15 protein-coding genes are annotated in these 13,935 nt (G+C 70.5%); 9 read left to right on the forward strand and 6 right to left on the reverse strand.

What is annotated here, in order from left to right; translation table 11 throughout:
• Position 1: 1 nt before the first annotated feature.
• From B2W79_RS12690 to B2W79_RS12700, 3 genes are all read left to right on the forward strand, one after another.
• A complete protein-coding gene (locus tag B2W79_RS12690; RefSeq protein ID WP_292790000.1) occupies positions 2-769 on the forward strand; it encodes a succinate dehydrogenase iron-sulfur subunit in 768 nt (255 codons plus the stop codon).
• Between the two features lie 132 nt (positions 770-901).
• Positions 902-2,107, forward strand: coding sequence for a YihY/virulence factor BrkB family protein (locus B2W79_RS12695; protein ID WP_292790002.1), 1,206 nt, complete (start codon positions 902-904; stop codon positions 2,105-2,107).
• A 9-nt stretch (positions 2,108-2,116) separates the two neighbouring features.
• A complete protein-coding gene (locus B2W79_RS12700; RefSeq protein ID WP_025105653.1) occupies positions 2,117-2,956 on the forward strand; it encodes an exodeoxyribonuclease III in 840 nt (279 codons plus the stop codon).
• Here B2W79_RS12700 and B2W79_RS12705 read toward each other — a convergent pair.
• Complete coding sequence (locus B2W79_RS12705) at positions 2,950-3,615, reverse strand: DUF4166 domain-containing protein (protein ID WP_292790006.1); 666 nt, start codon at positions 3,613-3,615, stop codon at positions 2,950-2,952. The two genes, B2W79_RS12700 and B2W79_RS12705, sit on opposite strands and share 7 nt — an antisense overlap.
• A 62-nt stretch (positions 3,616-3,677) precedes the next feature.
• Between B2W79_RS12705 and trpS the strand changes: the two genes are divergently transcribed.
• On the forward strand, positions 3,678-4,682 hold the full coding sequence (gene trpS / locus B2W79_RS12710) for a tryptophan--tRNA ligase (protein ID WP_292790008.1): 1,005 nt from the start codon (positions 3,678-3,680) through the stop codon (positions 4,680-4,682).
• 26 nt (positions 4,683-4,708) lie between these two features.
• A complete protein-coding gene (locus tag B2W79_RS12715) occupies positions 4,709-5,350 on the forward strand; it encodes a hypothetical protein (RefSeq protein WP_292790010.1) in 642 nt (213 codons plus the stop codon).
• A 21-nt stretch (positions 5,351-5,371) separates the two neighbouring features.
• Here the strand turns inward: B2W79_RS12715 and pth are convergent, their stop codons facing one another.
• Positions 5,372-5,953 carry an aminoacyl-tRNA hydrolase gene (gene pth, locus B2W79_RS12720; protein WP_025105649.1) on the reverse strand — a complete coding sequence of 194 codons (582 nt, stop codon included), beginning with the start codon at positions 5,951-5,953 and terminating at the stop codon, positions 5,372-5,374.
• A 96-nt stretch (positions 5,954-6,049) separates the two neighbouring features.
• The gene (locus B2W79_RS12725; RefSeq protein ID WP_292790012.1) at positions 6,050-6,667 is read right to left on the reverse strand and encodes a 50S ribosomal protein L25/general stress protein Ctc; all 618 of its coding nucleotides are present in this window, start codon (positions 6,665-6,667) and stop codon (positions 6,050-6,052) included.
• A gap of 225 nt (positions 6,668-6,892) precedes the next feature.
• Between B2W79_RS12725 and B2W79_RS12730 the strand changes: the two genes are divergently transcribed.
• Complete coding sequence (locus tag B2W79_RS12730) at positions 6,893-7,018, forward strand: hypothetical protein (protein WP_255218687.1); 126 nt, start codon at positions 6,893-6,895, stop codon at positions 7,016-7,018.
• On the opposite strand, the gene B2W79_RS12735 is transcribed toward B2W79_RS12730, so the two are convergent.
• Together B2W79_RS12735 and B2W79_RS12740 are read right to left on the reverse strand one after the other, a co-directional pair.
• Positions 7,003-7,527: a gluconokinase gene (locus tag B2W79_RS12735; protein ID WP_071329649.1), complete on the reverse strand. Its 525-nt coding sequence runs from the start codon at positions 7,525-7,527 to the stop codon at positions 7,003-7,005. The genes B2W79_RS12730 and B2W79_RS12735 overlap by 16 nt on opposite strands.
• 19 nt (positions 7,528-7,546) lie before the next feature.
• Complete coding sequence (locus B2W79_RS12740; RefSeq protein WP_292790015.1) at positions 7,547-8,605, reverse strand: D-2-hydroxyacid dehydrogenase; 1,059 nt, start codon at positions 8,603-8,605, stop codon at positions 7,547-7,549.
• Between the two features lie 163 nt (positions 8,606-8,768).
• On the opposite strand from B2W79_RS12740, the gene gndA reads away from it, so the two are divergent.
• Positions 8,769-10,223 carry an NADP-dependent phosphogluconate dehydrogenase gene (gene gndA / locus B2W79_RS12745; RefSeq protein ID WP_071329647.1) on the forward strand — a complete coding sequence of 485 codons (1,455 nt, stop codon included), beginning with the start codon at positions 8,769-8,771 and terminating at the stop codon, positions 10,221-10,223.
• A gap of 50 nt (positions 10,224-10,273) precedes the next feature.
• Here gndA and B2W79_RS12750 read toward each other — a convergent pair whose 3' ends face one another.
• The gene (locus tag B2W79_RS12750; protein ID WP_292790018.1) at positions 10,274-11,524 is read right to left on the reverse strand and encodes an FAD-binding oxidoreductase; all 1,251 of its coding nucleotides are present in this window, start codon (positions 11,522-11,524) and stop codon (positions 10,274-10,276) included.
• 103 nt (positions 11,525-11,627) lie between these two features.
• Here B2W79_RS12750 and B2W79_RS12755 point away from each other — a divergent pair, with 103 nt between their 5' ends.
• Positions 11,628-12,356, forward strand: a complete 729-nt coding sequence (locus tag B2W79_RS12755; protein WP_025105641.1) for a response regulator transcription factor — start codon at positions 11,628-11,630, stop codon at positions 12,354-12,356.
• A gap of 26 nt (positions 12,357-12,382) precedes the next feature.
• Positions 12,383-13,873, forward strand: a complete 1,491-nt coding sequence (locus B2W79_RS12760; protein ID WP_292790020.1) for a sensor histidine kinase — start codon at positions 12,383-12,385, stop codon at positions 13,871-13,873.
• Positions 13,874-13,935 lie beyond the last annotated feature (62 nt).

The raw sequence follows: 13,935 nt of genomic DNA on the forward strand, positions 1-13,935 counted from the left end.
CATGTCGAACGCCATCGCCGAAGCGCCGGCCGAGACGACCGAAGACACCGGGATCCAGTCCTTCATCGTCACCTTCAACATCCGCCGGTTCGACCCCGAGTTCGACGCCGAGCCGCACTGGGTCGACTACGACGTAGAGCTCTACTCCACCGACCGCGTCCTCGACGCCCTGCACAAGATCAAGTGGGAGGTCGACGGCTCGCTGACCTTCCGTCGCTCCTGCGCGCACGGCATCTGCGGCTCCGACGCCATGCGCATCAACGGCCGCAACCGGCTGGCCTGCAAGACGCTGATCAAGGACCTCGACATCTCGAAGCCGATCTACGTCGAGGCCATCAAGGGCCTGCCGCTGGAGAAGGACCTCGTCGTCGATATGGAGCCGTTCTTCGCGTCGTACCGCGAGGTGCAGCCGTTCCTCGTCGCGAACTCCGTGCCGGAGAAGGGCAAGGAGCGCACGCAGTCCATCGCCGACCGCGAGATCTTCGACGACACCACGAAGTGCATCCTCTGCGCCGCGTGCACCTCGTCGTGCCCCGTGTTCTGGACCGACGGTCAGTACTTCGGCCCGGCCGCGATCGTCAACGCGCACCGCTTCATCTTCGACTCGCGCGACGACAACGCCGCCGTGCGGCTCGACATCCTCAACGACAAGGAGGGCGTCTGGCGCTGCCGCACGACCTTCAACTGCTCCGAGGCCTGCCCCCGTGGCATCGAGGTCACCAAGGCCATCGCCGAGGTGAAGCAGGCGGTCCTCCGCGGCCGTCCCTGACGCGCCGACACAGGCATTCACGCGAGAACAGGCGGTCCCGGACGGGGCCGCCTGTTCTCGCATCTGCGCCTGTTCTCGCGGAGGCAGGCCGGGCGCGCGAAGGCAGGGCCCGCGCTTGGGTAGGGTGGGGGCGTGTCCGAGCCCGGTTCGGCGACCGACGGTCGCCTCGATGCCGCGGTCGAGCGCGCGACCGCGCTGACCCGGCGCACCCTCGGCCTCTTCCCGGTGCGGGTGTGGCGGCACTTCCTGCAGCACAACGGCTTCCTGCTCGCCGCCGGGGTGAGCTACCAGGCGCTGTTCGCCATCTTCGCCGCAATCTACCTCGCGTTCGCCATCGCCGGCCTCTGGCTCGGCGGGAGCGAGGAGGCCGTGAACGGCCTCATCGGCATCATCAACAACTACATCCCGAATCTCATCCTCGACGAGGGCGGCGTCTTCACCCCCGCGCAGGTGCAGGAGATCGCATCGAACACCAGCGGGTTCCTCGGCATCACCGGTCTCATCGCCCTCGGCACGGTGATCTGGACCGCGATCGGCTGGGTGACCTTCTCCCGGCGGGCCGTGCGCGACATCTTCGGCCTCGAACCCGACCGGCGCAGCTACCTCCTCCTCAAGGCGCGCGACCTGCTCGCCGCTCTCATCTTCGGAGTCGCCCTCATCATCGGCTCCGCCCTGAGCTCGGCCAGCGCAGCGGTCCTCAGCTGGGTGCTGTCGCTGCTGGGCTGGGACGCCGGCTCCGAGGGCCTCAACATCAGCATCCGGATCGGCACCGTCCTGGTGTCGTTCGTCCTGCTGACGGGAGCGCTGGCGGCGATGGTGCGCTTCCTCACCGGCACCTCGCTGCACTGGGGCACCATCTGGCCCGGCGCCCTCCTCGGCGGCGCGGCCATGACGGTGCTGCAGTTCGGGGTCGGGTTCCTGCTGAGCTACACGCCGTCGAACCCGCTGCTGGCGACCTTCGCGATCTTCGTCGGACTGCTGCTGTGGTTCCGGGTGAACGGGGTGGTCATGCTCGTCGCCGCCTCATGGATCGCCGTCGCCGCCCAGGACCGCGACCTCCCGCTCCTGCTGCCGACGGAGGCCGAGCGGCGGGTGGCGGAGCACGCCACGCTGCTCTCCGCCGCACGGATCCGACTGCGCGACGCCCGGGCCGCGCGCGACGAGGCCCCGTGGTACCGGAGCTGGGCCGCCGGGCACGCCGTCCGCGTGGCGGAGGACGAGGTCGCACGGTTGGAGGCCTCCGCTCCCCCGCCCGCACCGCCGACCTCCCCTCTCGCGCAGCGCCTGCTCTCCGAGCTCGACCGCCGTCAGAACCGCGATGTCGGCGGTGCTCGTTAGGCTGGAGGAATGCCTCACCTGCGTATCGCCTCGGTCAACGTCAACGGGATCCGGGCGGCCGCCCGCAACGGGATGAGCACGTGGCTGGACGCCGCGGACATCGACATCCTCACCCTCCAGGAGGTGCGCGGGCAGGACGAGCACATCGAGGCTGCCCTCCCCGGCTGGACCTTCGTTCACGACGAGGCCACGGCCAAGGGGCGCGCGGGCGTCGCGATCGCCAGCCGCCTCCCCGCGCTCGCCTCCCGGGCGGACTTCGGCCCGGAGGACTTCGACTCCAAGGGCCGCTGGATCGAGGCAGACTTCCTGATCGGCGACCGCCCGCTCACCGTCGTCAGCGCCTACGTGCACTCCGGCGAGGCCGACACCCCGAAGCAGGACGAGAAGTGGAAGTTCCTCGACGCATTCGAGGCTCGACTGGCGAGCCTGAACACCGACGGCGCCCTCGCCCTCGTCACCGGCGACCTCAACGTGGGGCACCGCGAGCTCGACATCAAGAACTGGCGCGGCAACCGCACCAAGGCCGGCTTCCTGCCGCGCGAGCGCGCCTACTTCGATCGCTTCCTCGGTGAGGCGGGGACGTCGGTCACCGGCGTCGACGGCTCAGTCGGCACGGGACTGGGCTGGGTCGACGTCGGCCGCCGTTTCCACGGCGAGGTGGACGGGCCCTACACCTGGTGGTCCATGCGGGGGAAGGCCTTCGACAACGACTCGGGCTGGCGCATCGATTACCACCTGGCCACGCCCGCTCTCGCCGAACGCGTCCAGGCGTATCACGTGGCCCGTGCGGCCGCGTACGACCAGCGATGGAGCGACCACGCTCCGGTCGTCGTCGACTACACCTACTGACCCGGTTCCGGCCGCTCGGAGGGCGACGGCGGCGACTCCCGGTACCATCCGCGGTACTCCAGCACGGTGCCGAGCACCGGGTTCACGGCGCGCATGTCGATCGTGCGCCGGCGGTGCTCGGCGTCCCAGCCGTCGACGAGGTCCACGCACACGCCGAGCGGTCTCGGCAGAGCGAACCGCCGCCCGAACAGCCGCAGGGCGACCCGGACGGTGCGCATCCGCAGGAAGCCCTCCGCCGTCACACTGCACTCCTCGATGAGCTCCACGCGGCCGCGGGCGCCGAGGAGATTCCGCACCAGCCCCGGCCGCACGCTCACCGTCAGCCGGTCCACGATCCGTGCGGTCCGCCCGGGGAAGAGGAACTCGCGCGTGGAGTCCAGCGTCGCGCGGCCCGTCGCCGCGCGCCCGGTCGTCGTGCGCAGCACGAACGGCACGTCCCGCCCTGATGTCGGCACCAGCAGGCCCGGTCCCACGATCGGACGCGCGAGGGCCGCCCAGTGGCCGAACCGGCTCCCCGCGACCGCGAACACCCCCTCCGCATGCCCCGTCGAGACGGGAGCACGGTACTGCGCGAGGATCTCCGGATGGAGACGCTCCGCCTCCGCGCCGAGCGCGTCGAGGAACACCTGTCCGCGTCTCAGGGGCATGCCGTCCGTCATGACGTCAGCGTAGGGGATGCGACGGCGCCGGGCACCGCGGCGCGGGCGCATAGGATTGACGGGTGAACAAGCCTCGCCTCTACTCCGGAATGCAGCCCTCCGCCGACTCCCTCCAGATCGGCAACTACATCGGCGCGCTCCTGCAGTGGCGGGAGCTCCAGACCTCGTACGACGCGTTCTTCTCCGTCGTCGACCTGCACGCCCTCACGGTCGCCCAGAACCCGGACGAACTGCGCGAGAAGACCCGTCGCACCGCTGCGCAGTACATCGCCGCGGGCATCGAGCCGTCGCAGTCGACGCTGTACGTGCAGTCGCACGTCCGTGCGCACGCCGAACTCGCCTGGATCCTCAGCACGATCACCGGCTTCGGCGAGGCCGGACGGATGACCCAGTTCAAGGACAAGTCGGCCCGCTACGGCGCCGACGCGACCAGCGTCGGCCTCTTCACCTACCCGGTGCTCATGGCGGCCGACATCCTGCTGTACCAGACCGATGTCGTGCCGGTCGGCGACGACCAGAAGCAGCACGTCGAGCTCACCCGCGACCTCGCAGAGCGCTTCAACTCGCGGTTCGGCGAGACCTTCACGGTGCCCGTCCCGGTCATCCAGAAGGAGACGGCGCGCATCTACGACCTGCAGAACCCGACGGCCAAGATGTCGAAGTCGGCCGAGAGCGACGCCGGCGTGCTGTGGATGCTCGACGACCCGGCGAAGTCGGCGAAGAAGATCATGCGCGCGGTGACCGACAACGAGGGCACCGTACGGTTCGATCGCGAGGCCAAGCCGGGCGTCTCGAACCTCCTGACCATCTACGCCGCGCTGACCGGACGTCAGATCCCCGCGATCGAGGACGAGTACGCGGGCCGCGGCTACGGCGACTTCAAGAAGGGCCTCGGCGAGGTCGTCGTCGAGGAGTTCGCTCCGGTGCGCAGCCGCGCCCTCGAGCTCCTCGACGACCCGGCAGAGCTGGACCGGATCCTCGCCGAGAACGCCGCCCGCGCCGACGCCGTGGCCGATCGCACGCTGTCCGACGTGTACGACCGCGTCGGACTGCTGCGCCGAGTGTGAGCCGCGGCCGACTCTAGGATGACATCGTGACCGATCCGCAGCTGCCCCCTCCGCCCGGCACCGTGCCGCCCCTGCCTCCGGCGACCTCGGTCCCGCAGGAGCCGGCGCCCGGCGCGATCCCGCCGCCCGCGTATCCGTCGGCGCCGCCGGCCGCTCCGGCACCGTACCAACCCGCCGGCGGGTACGGTCAGCCGGCACCCCCTGCCGCGCCGCCCGGGGCGTATCAGGTGCCTGTGGGCGGCTACGCGACACCGTCCGGCTCCTACACCGCACCGGATGCCGCGCCGAAGCCCTCAGGGTTCCTCGGCCTGCTGGCTCTGGGCCTCTCGATCCTCGCGGCCGTGGTCATGCCGATCATCGGCGGCGTCAGCGCGTTCGAGGTGGGCCGCCGCATCCCGCAGGGCATCAGCGGCTCCACGGGAGATCTCGGGTTCCTGTCCCCCGCGCGTGATCAGGTGCTGTGGACGGAGCTGTCCTTCTGGGCCGGGACGGTGCTCGGCATCGCCGCGATCGTGCTGGGGATCATCGCGATCCGCAGGAAGCAGGGGCGCGGAGCGGGCATCGCCGCGCTCATCGTCGCCGTCCTCGGCGCGATCATCTTCTTCGTCGCCGTCTTCACCGCTTTCGCCGTCGGCGGCGCGACGGGGTACGCCGCCTTCACGACCTGACGCGCGGCGCGCGCCGGAACCTCAGCGAGGGGCGTGGTGCTTCTGCTGCGCGGCGAGCAGCCCTTCGTCGACGAGGAGCTCGACCGCATCCGCCGCGTCCCCCACGAGCAGCGGCAAGTTGGCGCGCTCGTCCTTGCCGAACGGGGAGAGCACCCAGTCGGCGGGGTCCTGACGCCCCACCGGGCGACCGATGCCGACGCGCACCCGGGGGAAGTCCGGGCTCGTGAGCGCTCGTGCGATGTCGCGGACGCCATTGTGGCCGCCGTGGCCTCCCCCGGTCTTGAGCTTGACCGTGTCGAACGGGATGTCCAGCTCGTCGTGCACGACGACGACGTGATCGAGGGGGACGGAGTAGAACCGGGCGAGCGCCGCGACGGGCGTGCCCGAGACGTTCATGAACGTGTTCGGCTTCGCGAGCACGAGCTTGTCGGCGCCGGGGCGGAGCCAGGTCTCCACGACACGCGCGCCGCCCTTGTGCTCCCGGAAGCTCTCGCCGCGCCGAGCCGCGAGCTCGTCGACGACCATCTGGCCGATGTTGTGGCGGGTCGCCTCATAGCGGGGCCCGGGGTTGCCGAGACCGACCACAAGCCAGGTCGCTGCCATTCCTCGTCCTCTCTCGCCGGAGCCGTCACCCCGGTCAGGATACGACGGAGGGGACGCGATCCGATCGCGTCCCCTCCGTGATGAAGCAGGCGGAGATCACTCCGCGGCGGCCTCCTCGGACGCCTCGGCGGCACCCTCGGCGGACTCGCCCTCGGACTCCTCGTCCTCGACCGGAGCGGCCGGGACGGAGATGGCGACCACGAGGACCTCGGCGTCGGTGAGGAGCGTCGAGCCCTTCGGGAGGGTGACGTCGGCGGCGGTGATGTGCGCGCCCTCCTCGAGACCGTCGACCGAGACCTCGATGTTCTCGGGGATGTGCGTGGCCTCGGCCTCGACCTGGATGGTCGTGGCGTCGAGGTTGACGATGGTGCCGGGAGCCGGCTCGCCGGTCACGACGACGGGGACGTCGATGGCGACCTTCTCGCCCTTCTTCACGACCAGGAGGTCGATGTGCTCGATGATCTGGTGCACCGGGTCCTTCTGCACGTCCTTGACGAGCGCGAGCTGCGAGGTGCCCTCGATGTCGAGGTCGAGCAGCGCGTTGGCGCGACGGATGATCAGGGAGACCTGGTGACCCGGCAGCGCGACGTGCACGGGCTCGGTGCCGTGGCCGTAGATGACCGCGGGGATCTTGCCGGCGGCGCGCAGACGACGGGCGAAGCCCTTGCCGAAGCTGCTGCGCAGCTCGGCGTGGACCGTGGTGTCTTCAGACATGAGGTTCTCCTTCGGGGCACGCAGCGAAGGCGCCGCGCGGTGGTCTTGTAATTGTGGACTCGAACGCGGACGCGTGAGGAAAGCCACCGGGCTTGCTTCGCCGCGTCGATCACGGACGTTCGCGCACGCGCAGAAGCGTCCCTCGCCGAGGTACGACTCCATGGTACCGGATGACCCGATAGGCTGAGGACACCGGTCCCCTCTGCAGAAATTCGGAGTACCCCCATGCTCGACGCCGCGTTCCTCTCTCACGTCCTCCTCTGGGTGATCGGCGCCATGTCGCTGTGCGCCGCCGTCGCCACCGGGGCCGCCCTGTTCTCCCTCGGCCGCTCGGGCTACCGCAAGGACTGAGGCTCCCCCGGCGTTCCCGTCACCGCGGTGAGCGCCTTCCGGATCGCCGTCACTTCCTGCGCCAGCGGGAGCGCGGCATCGACCCGGACCCCGGACTCGTCGCCCGTCAGGGGCTCCCACGCCTCGAGCTGGGAATCGAGCAGCGAGGCCGGCATGAAGTGATCGGGCCGATCGCCGAGCCGTCGTGCGAGCGTCTCCCGCGCCACGCCGAGCTCGACGAAGACGGCCTCCGGCGCTTCCGCCCTGATGGCATCCCGGTAGCGCCGCCGCAGCGCGGAGCACGCGACGACGATGTGCGTCTCGGCGGCGAGGGTCCGTCCGACCACCCGCAGCCACGGCATCCGGTCGTCGTCGTCGAGGGCGATGCCCGCCGCCATCTTCTCGACGTTGGTCAGCGGATGCAGGTCGTCCCCATCCACGAAACGGGCCCCGAGGTCCTCGGCCAGCGCGGCCCCCACCGTCGACTTCCCGGAGCCGCTCGGCCCCATCACGACGATGCGCACGCTCATGCCGTCCTGCCGTCGATCCTCAGTAGAACTCGACCGTGTCGACCACGGCACGCAACTCGCGTCCGTCGAGCAGCCGGGTGGCGTTCTCGGCGAATCGCCGCGCGATGCGCTCCTCCTCCTTCGAGCTGAGCGCCGCGGTGTGCGGGCTGACGAGGACGCGGGGATGCGCCCACAGCGTGGACTCGGCGGGCAGCGGCTCCTGCTCGAACACATCCAGACCGGCGAAGCCGACGCGGCCGTCGTCGAGCGCGGAGAGCAACGCCGTCTCGTCGACCACGCTGCCGCGCCCGACGTTGGTGAGGATGACCCCGGGCTTCACCGCCCGCAGGACCTCCTCGCCGATGAGGTGCCTGGTCTGCTCCGTGCCGGGCAGCGTGACGACGATCGCGTCGACCTCCCCCACCGCGTCCACGAGTTCGTCCAGCGCGATGAGGCGATCGACGCCCTCGACCGGGCGGCCGGAGCGGCTGGTTCCCCACACCCGGGTGCCGAGGGCGTGGAACCGGCGGGCGCACTCCGCGCCGATGCCGCCGAGTCCGACGACCAGCACGGTCATCTCGTCGAGCTGGCGCATCTCCCAGCGATCGGGCCAGACGCGCCGATCCTGGTCCGTCCGCAGGCGCGGAAGGTCCTTCGCTCCGGCGAGTACAGCGAAGAGGGCGAACTCGGCGAGGGTGCCGCCGTGGACGCCGGCACTGGTGGTGAAGACGATGCGGTCGAGATCGGCCCGGTCGAGCCCCGCCGCCTTCACGGTGCTGCCACCGCCGGCCGCCGTGGTCATGACCCACCGCAGCCGCGGATTCGCGGACACCGTCCGCGCCAGCGCGGCGGGGTCGACGTCGGGAATGCCGAAGAGGACGTCGGCCGAGTCGACGAGGTCGTCGAACGCCCGCTGCTGCTCCGGCGTGCGCGCGAAGTCAGGATCGCCCGACCAGTCGGCCGGGCCGCGCATGGGAGGCACCAGGGCTGCGTCGTGGATGACCTCGAGCCGCGGCTCGAGCTCCTCGATGAGCCGGCACAGCTCCTCCGCCAACGGCACCGCGACGACGGCGCGGACCTTCTTCTCGGACTCCGTCACGACCGACTCCCTCCAGCTCCTGTGCTCCCTTCAGCGTAGAGGCCCGCGGGCTCGCGACTGTCGGGCACCGCGGACGATGACGGCCCTGCGTCACGGGTGCGCCTCGATCCACCGCACAGCGATACGCTGAAGACAACCCTTCTTCACGATCGAGGAGCCTTCCGTGCCCGAAGCATCAGCGAACATCGGAGTCGTCGGACTCGCCGTCATGGGGTCGAACCTCGCCCGCAACCTCGCGAGCCGCGAGGGCAACACCGTGGCGATCTTCAACCGCAGCTACGAGAAGACGCAGACCCTCCTCGACGAGCATCCCGAGGCGGGCTTCCTCCCGGCGAAGACCTACCAGGAGTTCGCCGACTCGCTGCAGAAGCCGCGTACCGCGATCATCATGGTCAAGGCCGGAGCCCCGACCGACGCCGTGATCGACTCCCTCGTCGAGGTCTTCGAGCCGGGCGACATCATCGTCGACGGCGGCAACGCCTACTTCCCGGACACTATCCGCCGTGAGAAGGCCGTCCGCGAGACCGGGATCAACTTCGTCGGCGCCGGCATCTCCGGCGGCGAGGAGGGCGCCCTCACCGGCCCCTCGATCATGCCGGGCGGCTCGGACGAGTCCTGGATCACGCTCGGACCCATCCTGAAGTCCATCGCCGCGATCGCCGAGGGCGAGCCCTGCGTGACGCACGTCGGCCACGACGGTGCCGGCCACTTCGTCAAGATGGTGCACAACGGCATCGAGTACGCCGACATGCAGCTCATCGCCGAGGCGTACGACCTCATCCGGCGCGGCACCGGCAAGACGCCCGCGGAGATCGCCGAGATCTTCGCCGAGTGGAACCGGGGCGAGCTGGAGTCGTACCTCATCGAGATCACCGCCGAGGTGCTGCGGCAGGTCGACGCGTCCACCGGCAAGCCGCTCGTCGACGTCATCCTGGACCAGGCCGGCGCGAAGGGCACCGGTGCCTGGACCGTGCAGACCGCGCTCTCGCTCGGCGTGCCGGTATCGGGGATCGCCGAGGCGACGTTCGCCCGCTCCCTCTCCTCGCACCCCGAGCAGCGCGCGGTCGCCGCCACGCTTCCTGGCCCGGACGAGGAGTTCACGGTCCCGGCCGACGAGGTCGACGCCTTCGTCGAGGACGTCCGCCTCGCGCTCTACGCCTCCAAGATCGTCGCCTACTCTCAGGGCTTCGACGAGATCCGCGCCGGTGCCGCCGAGTACGGCTGGAACATCGATCTCGGTGCGATCTCCAAGATCTGGCGCGGCGGCTGCATCATCCGTGCGCAGTTCCTGAACCGGATCGCAGACGCCTATGCCGAGACGCCCGACCTGCCCGTGCTGATGACGGCTCCGTACTTCGCCGAGGCGCTGACCCGCGGCCAGGCGGCGTGGCGTCGCGTGGTGGTCACGGCGGCGCAGTCCGGCATCCCGGCCCCGGCGTTCTCGTCGTCGCTGTCGTACTACGACGGCATCCGCGCCGACCGCCTCCCGGCCGCTCTCGTGCAGGGCCAGCGGGACTTCTTCGGTGCGCACACCTACAAGCGCATCGACAAGGAGGGCACCTTCCACACGCTGTGGTCGGGCGACCGCTCCGAGATCGAAGCCGAAGACACGCACTGACCTCGGGTCTACGAGGGCCGGGCACCGCAGGGTGCCCGGCCCTTCGTGCGTCAGGCGAGGATGTTGTGGTTGCGGCGGAACACGTTCTGCGGGTCCCACTGCGCCTTCACCGCCCGCAGACGCGCGTAGCCGTCGCCGTCGTACATCCCGGACACCGCGTCCGGTCGCTCGCGGTCGACGAAGTTGCTGTACTCGGCGAGGCGGCCCCCGACGATCCGCTCCGCGTCCGCAGCGGCCTTCTCACGCCCCTGCTCGTCGAGTAGTCCGGGGACGTCGAAGGCACCGGCCATGACGAACCAGGTAGCGCTGCGCGCCGGGAAGGCCGTCTCCTCCTGCGGAACGTCGCCGAACGCCCCGCCGAGGGACCGGAGGAAGACGACCGAGGCGGGGAACTCCCGCCGATAGGCCACCAGCCGATCGATCGTCTCATCATCGAGGTCGGCGACGAGACCGTTCCCGCCGAGGAACCCGGGAGGAGCAGGAGCCTCGCCGCCCTCGGGCTGCGGCATCTCCATCAGGATGTCCCGGTAGGCGGGCTCGGTGATCTCCGTCGTGACACCGTCGAGCGCGGTGATCGGCGCAAGCTCCACACGCAGCGCCTCCGGGTCGGACCCGGCCCACACGGCGGTCAGCCGGGCACCGGCCGGAGCGCTCGGGTCCATGGGCGGCACGTCCATGTACGTGACGGTCAGCTCGCGCGGGGCATCGCGGAGGAGTTCGCGCGCGGCCCGGAGCACGGCCGTCGCGTCGCCGTCGACGACGGACTCGGCCAGTGCGATCCCCGGCAGGCGATGCGCCTCGAAGTCGAAACGGGTGACGACGCCGAAGTTGCCACCACCGCCGCGCAGCGCCCAGAACAGGTCGGGATGCTGCGTGGCCGACACCTCCACCACGTCTCCGCTCGCGGTGACGACCTGGGCGCCGACGAGTTGATCGACGGCGAGGCCCCAGGCGCGCACCATCCAGCCGACGCCGCCGCCCAGAGTGAGACCGCCGACGCCGACGCTGGCCGTGTCGCCGGAGCTCAGCGCGAGGCCGTGGCCGGCGAGGGCTGTCGCGACATCGCCCCAGACGGCACCGCCGCCGATGCGCACGGCCGTGCCGTCGACCTCGATCGAGGAGAGCTCCCCGAGTTCGAGGCGCAGACCGGGAGCGGGGGCGTGGGACCAGGGACCGTGGCCGCCGGAGACAACGGTCAGGGGGACAGCCTCCTGCGCGGCGGCGCGGACGAGCGCGGCGACCTCGGAGACGGTGGAGGGACGGTGGACGGTGGGCTGTGCGGATTCGACGTGGTCGATCATGAGCACACGGTAGACCCGGGGTCGGACATCTTGCACCCCATCTCCCAGAGAACCCATAGCCCGCTCCATAGAAATCACATAGGAAGTTCCGCAGAATAGAGGCATGACCAGCGACCTGCCCGAACTGCGCCGCCCCGACGGCTCCCCTCTGCGCATCCTCGCCGTGGACGACGAGCAGATGCTCACCGATCTGCTCGCCATGGCCCTGCGCATGGAGGGGTGGGAGGTGCGCACCGCGTCCTCCGGCCTCGAGGCGATCCAGGTCGCGAAGGAGTTCGAGCCGGACGCCCTCGTGCTCGACATCATGATGCCCGACCTCGACGGGATGGCCGTGCTCAAGCGCCTCCGCGAAGCGGGCAATCTCGTCCCCGTCCTCTTCCTCACGGCGAAGGATGCCGTGGGCGACCGCGTCGCCGGGCTCACCGCCGGGGGCGACGACTACGTGACCAAGCCCTTCAGCCTGGAGGAGGTGATCGCCCGGCTCCGCGCGATCATCCGGCGCACCGGACACGCCAGCGCCGACGACGGGCAGTCGATCCTCCGGGTCGCCGATCTCACGCTCAACGAGGACAGCCACGAGGTCGTCCGGGACGGCGTGGAGATCGAGCTGACCGCGACCGAGTTCGAGTTGCTGCGCTACCTCATGCGCAACGAGCGCCGGGTGCTGTCCAAGGCGCAGATCCTGGACCGCGTCTGGAGCTACGACTTCGGCGGCAAGTCGTCGGTCGTGGAGCTCTACATCTCCTACCTCCGGAAGAAGATCGACGCCGGGCGCACGCCCCTCCTGCACACCGTGCGCGGCGTCGGCTACATGATCAAGGCCCCGCAGTGAGCGGAGCGACGGTGACGCGACGGCCCATGAGCCTGCAGACGCGGCTGATGACCGCGGTGATCGGGTTCGTGTCGCTGATCCTCGTCATCGTCGCCGTCATCACCAGCGCCACCCTCGGCAGCACGCTGGAGGACCAGCTCGACAACAAGGTGAAGAGCTACGCAGCGACGATCCGGGACGGGATCGTGGAGCGGGTCGCGCCCTCTGAGGCGACCGTCGACAACATCCTCCCCCTCCTCAACACCCGCGTCCCCGGGCTGCTGCTCTCGCTCGGGAGCCCCGTGGCCGGACCGAGCGGCGTCACGTTCCAGGAGAGCCGTGGGGCGTTGAACAGCACTCCGCAGTCGCTCACCCCCGAGCAGTTGCAGAGGTTGTACGGCACGGTCGCGCTCGGCACCCCTGCCACGGTCTCGTTCGACGACCTCGGCTCGTATCGGGTCGTCGCGACCACCGCGAGCAACGGCGTCGTCGTCGTCACGGGACTCCCCCGCGACGAGATCCAGCATCAGCTCACGCAGCTCCTCACCGTGATCCTGCTCGCGACGGTGGGCGGCCTGATCCTCCTCGCCCTCACCACGGCGGTCACGATCCGGGTCGGGCTGCGGCCGCTGCGGGCGGTCGCGGCGACCGCGACGAGGGTGGCCAATCAGCAGCTCGACCGCGGCGAGGTCAGCATCACCGAGCGCGTGCCGGCGAGCGAGGCCGATCCGCGGACGGAGACCGGGCTCGTCGGTGCCGCGCTCAACAAGCTCCTCGACCACGTGGACACGTCCCTGTCGGCGCGGCAGAAGAACGAGGAGCAGATGCGCCGGTTCGTCGCCGACGCGAGCCATGAGCTGCGTACGCCCCTGGCCTCGATCCGCGGGTACTCGGAGCTCTCGCTGCGGGCGCTGCGTCAGGCACCGGAGGCGACGAAGGAAGACGCGGTCATCGAGGGCACGACCTCCTCCTTGGAGCGCATCCAGGCGCAGTCGCTGCGCATGACGCGGCTCGTGGAGGACCTCCTGCTCCTCGCCCGCCTCGACGAGGGCCGCGAGCTCGTGTACGGCACGGTCGACCTCACCCAGCTCGCCCTCGAAGGCCTTTCGGATGCGCGGCCGACCGCGGCCGATCACCACTGGAACATCGAGGTGCCGGATGAGCCGGTCACCGTCGTCGGGGATGCCGGGCGGCTGCATCAGGTCGTCGCGAACCTGCTGGCCAATGCCAGGACCCACACCCCCGCGGGGACCACGGTGACGCTGAGCGTGGCCCGGGAGGGCGACGAGGCCGTGCTCCGCGTGCACGACGACGGCCCGGGGATCGATCCCGCCCTCCGCGACGAGCTCTTCGCCCGTTTCGCCCGCGGGGACAGCTCCCGCGCCCGGCAGACTGGAGGGACCGGGCTCGGTCTCGCGATCGTCAAGGCCATCGTGGAGGGCCACCACGGCCGCATCTCGGTCGACAGCGAACCCGGCGACACGACCTTCACCGTCCGTATCCCGCTGACTCCTCCCGGCGAGACCCCTGACGCCTGACCCCGGTCTCCGTCCTTTCTGTCGCACACCCGCACGACCCGAACCCGTCCGCACGACCTGAA

It is taken from the genome of Microbacterium sp. UBA7513, from assembly GCF_002478345.1.
Taxonomy (GTDB): domain Bacteria; phylum Actinomycetota; class Actinomycetes; order Actinomycetales; family Microbacteriaceae; genus Microbacterium.

Bases quoted from the DNA above. Each gene is read 5' to 3' on its own strand.
- B2W79_RS12690 (WP_292790000.1), top strand. From the start codon at position 2: ATGTCGAACGCCATCGCCGAAGCGCCGGCCGAGACGACCGAAGACACC.
- B2W79_RS12735 (WP_071329649.1), bottom strand. From the start codon at position 7,527: ATGAGCGTGCGCATCGTCGTGATGGGGCCGAGCGGCTCCGGGAAGTCG.
- B2W79_RS12700 (WP_025105653.1), top strand. From the start codon at position 2,117: ATGCCTCACCTGCGTATCGCCTCGGTCAACGTCAACGGGATCCGGGCG.
- B2W79_RS12705 (WP_292790006.1), bottom strand. From the start codon at position 3,615: ATGACGGACGGCATGCCCCTGAGACGCGGACAGGTGTTCCTCGACGCG.
- B2W79_RS12755 (WP_025105641.1), top strand. From the start codon at position 11,628: ATGACCAGCGACCTGCCCGAACTGCGCCGCCCCGACGGCTCCCCTCTG.
- B2W79_RS12730 (WP_255218687.1), top strand. From the start codon at position 6,893: ATGCTCGACGCCGCGTTCCTCTCTCACGTCCTCCTCTGGGTGATCGGC.
- pth (WP_025105649.1), bottom strand. From the start codon at position 5,953: ATGGCAGCGACCTGGCTTGTGGTCGGTCTCGGCAACCCCGGGCCCCGC.
- B2W79_RS12750 (WP_292790018.1), bottom strand. From the start codon at position 11,524: ATGATCGACCACGTCGAATCCGCACAGCCCACCGTCCACCGTCCCTCC.
- B2W79_RS12725 (WP_292790012.1), bottom strand. From the start codon at position 6,667: ATGTCTGAAGACACCACGGTCCACGCCGAGCTGCGCAGCAGCTTCGGC.
- B2W79_RS12760 (WP_292790020.1), top strand. From the start codon at position 12,383: ATGAGCCTGCAGACGCGGCTGATGACCGCGGTGATCGGGTTCGTGTCG.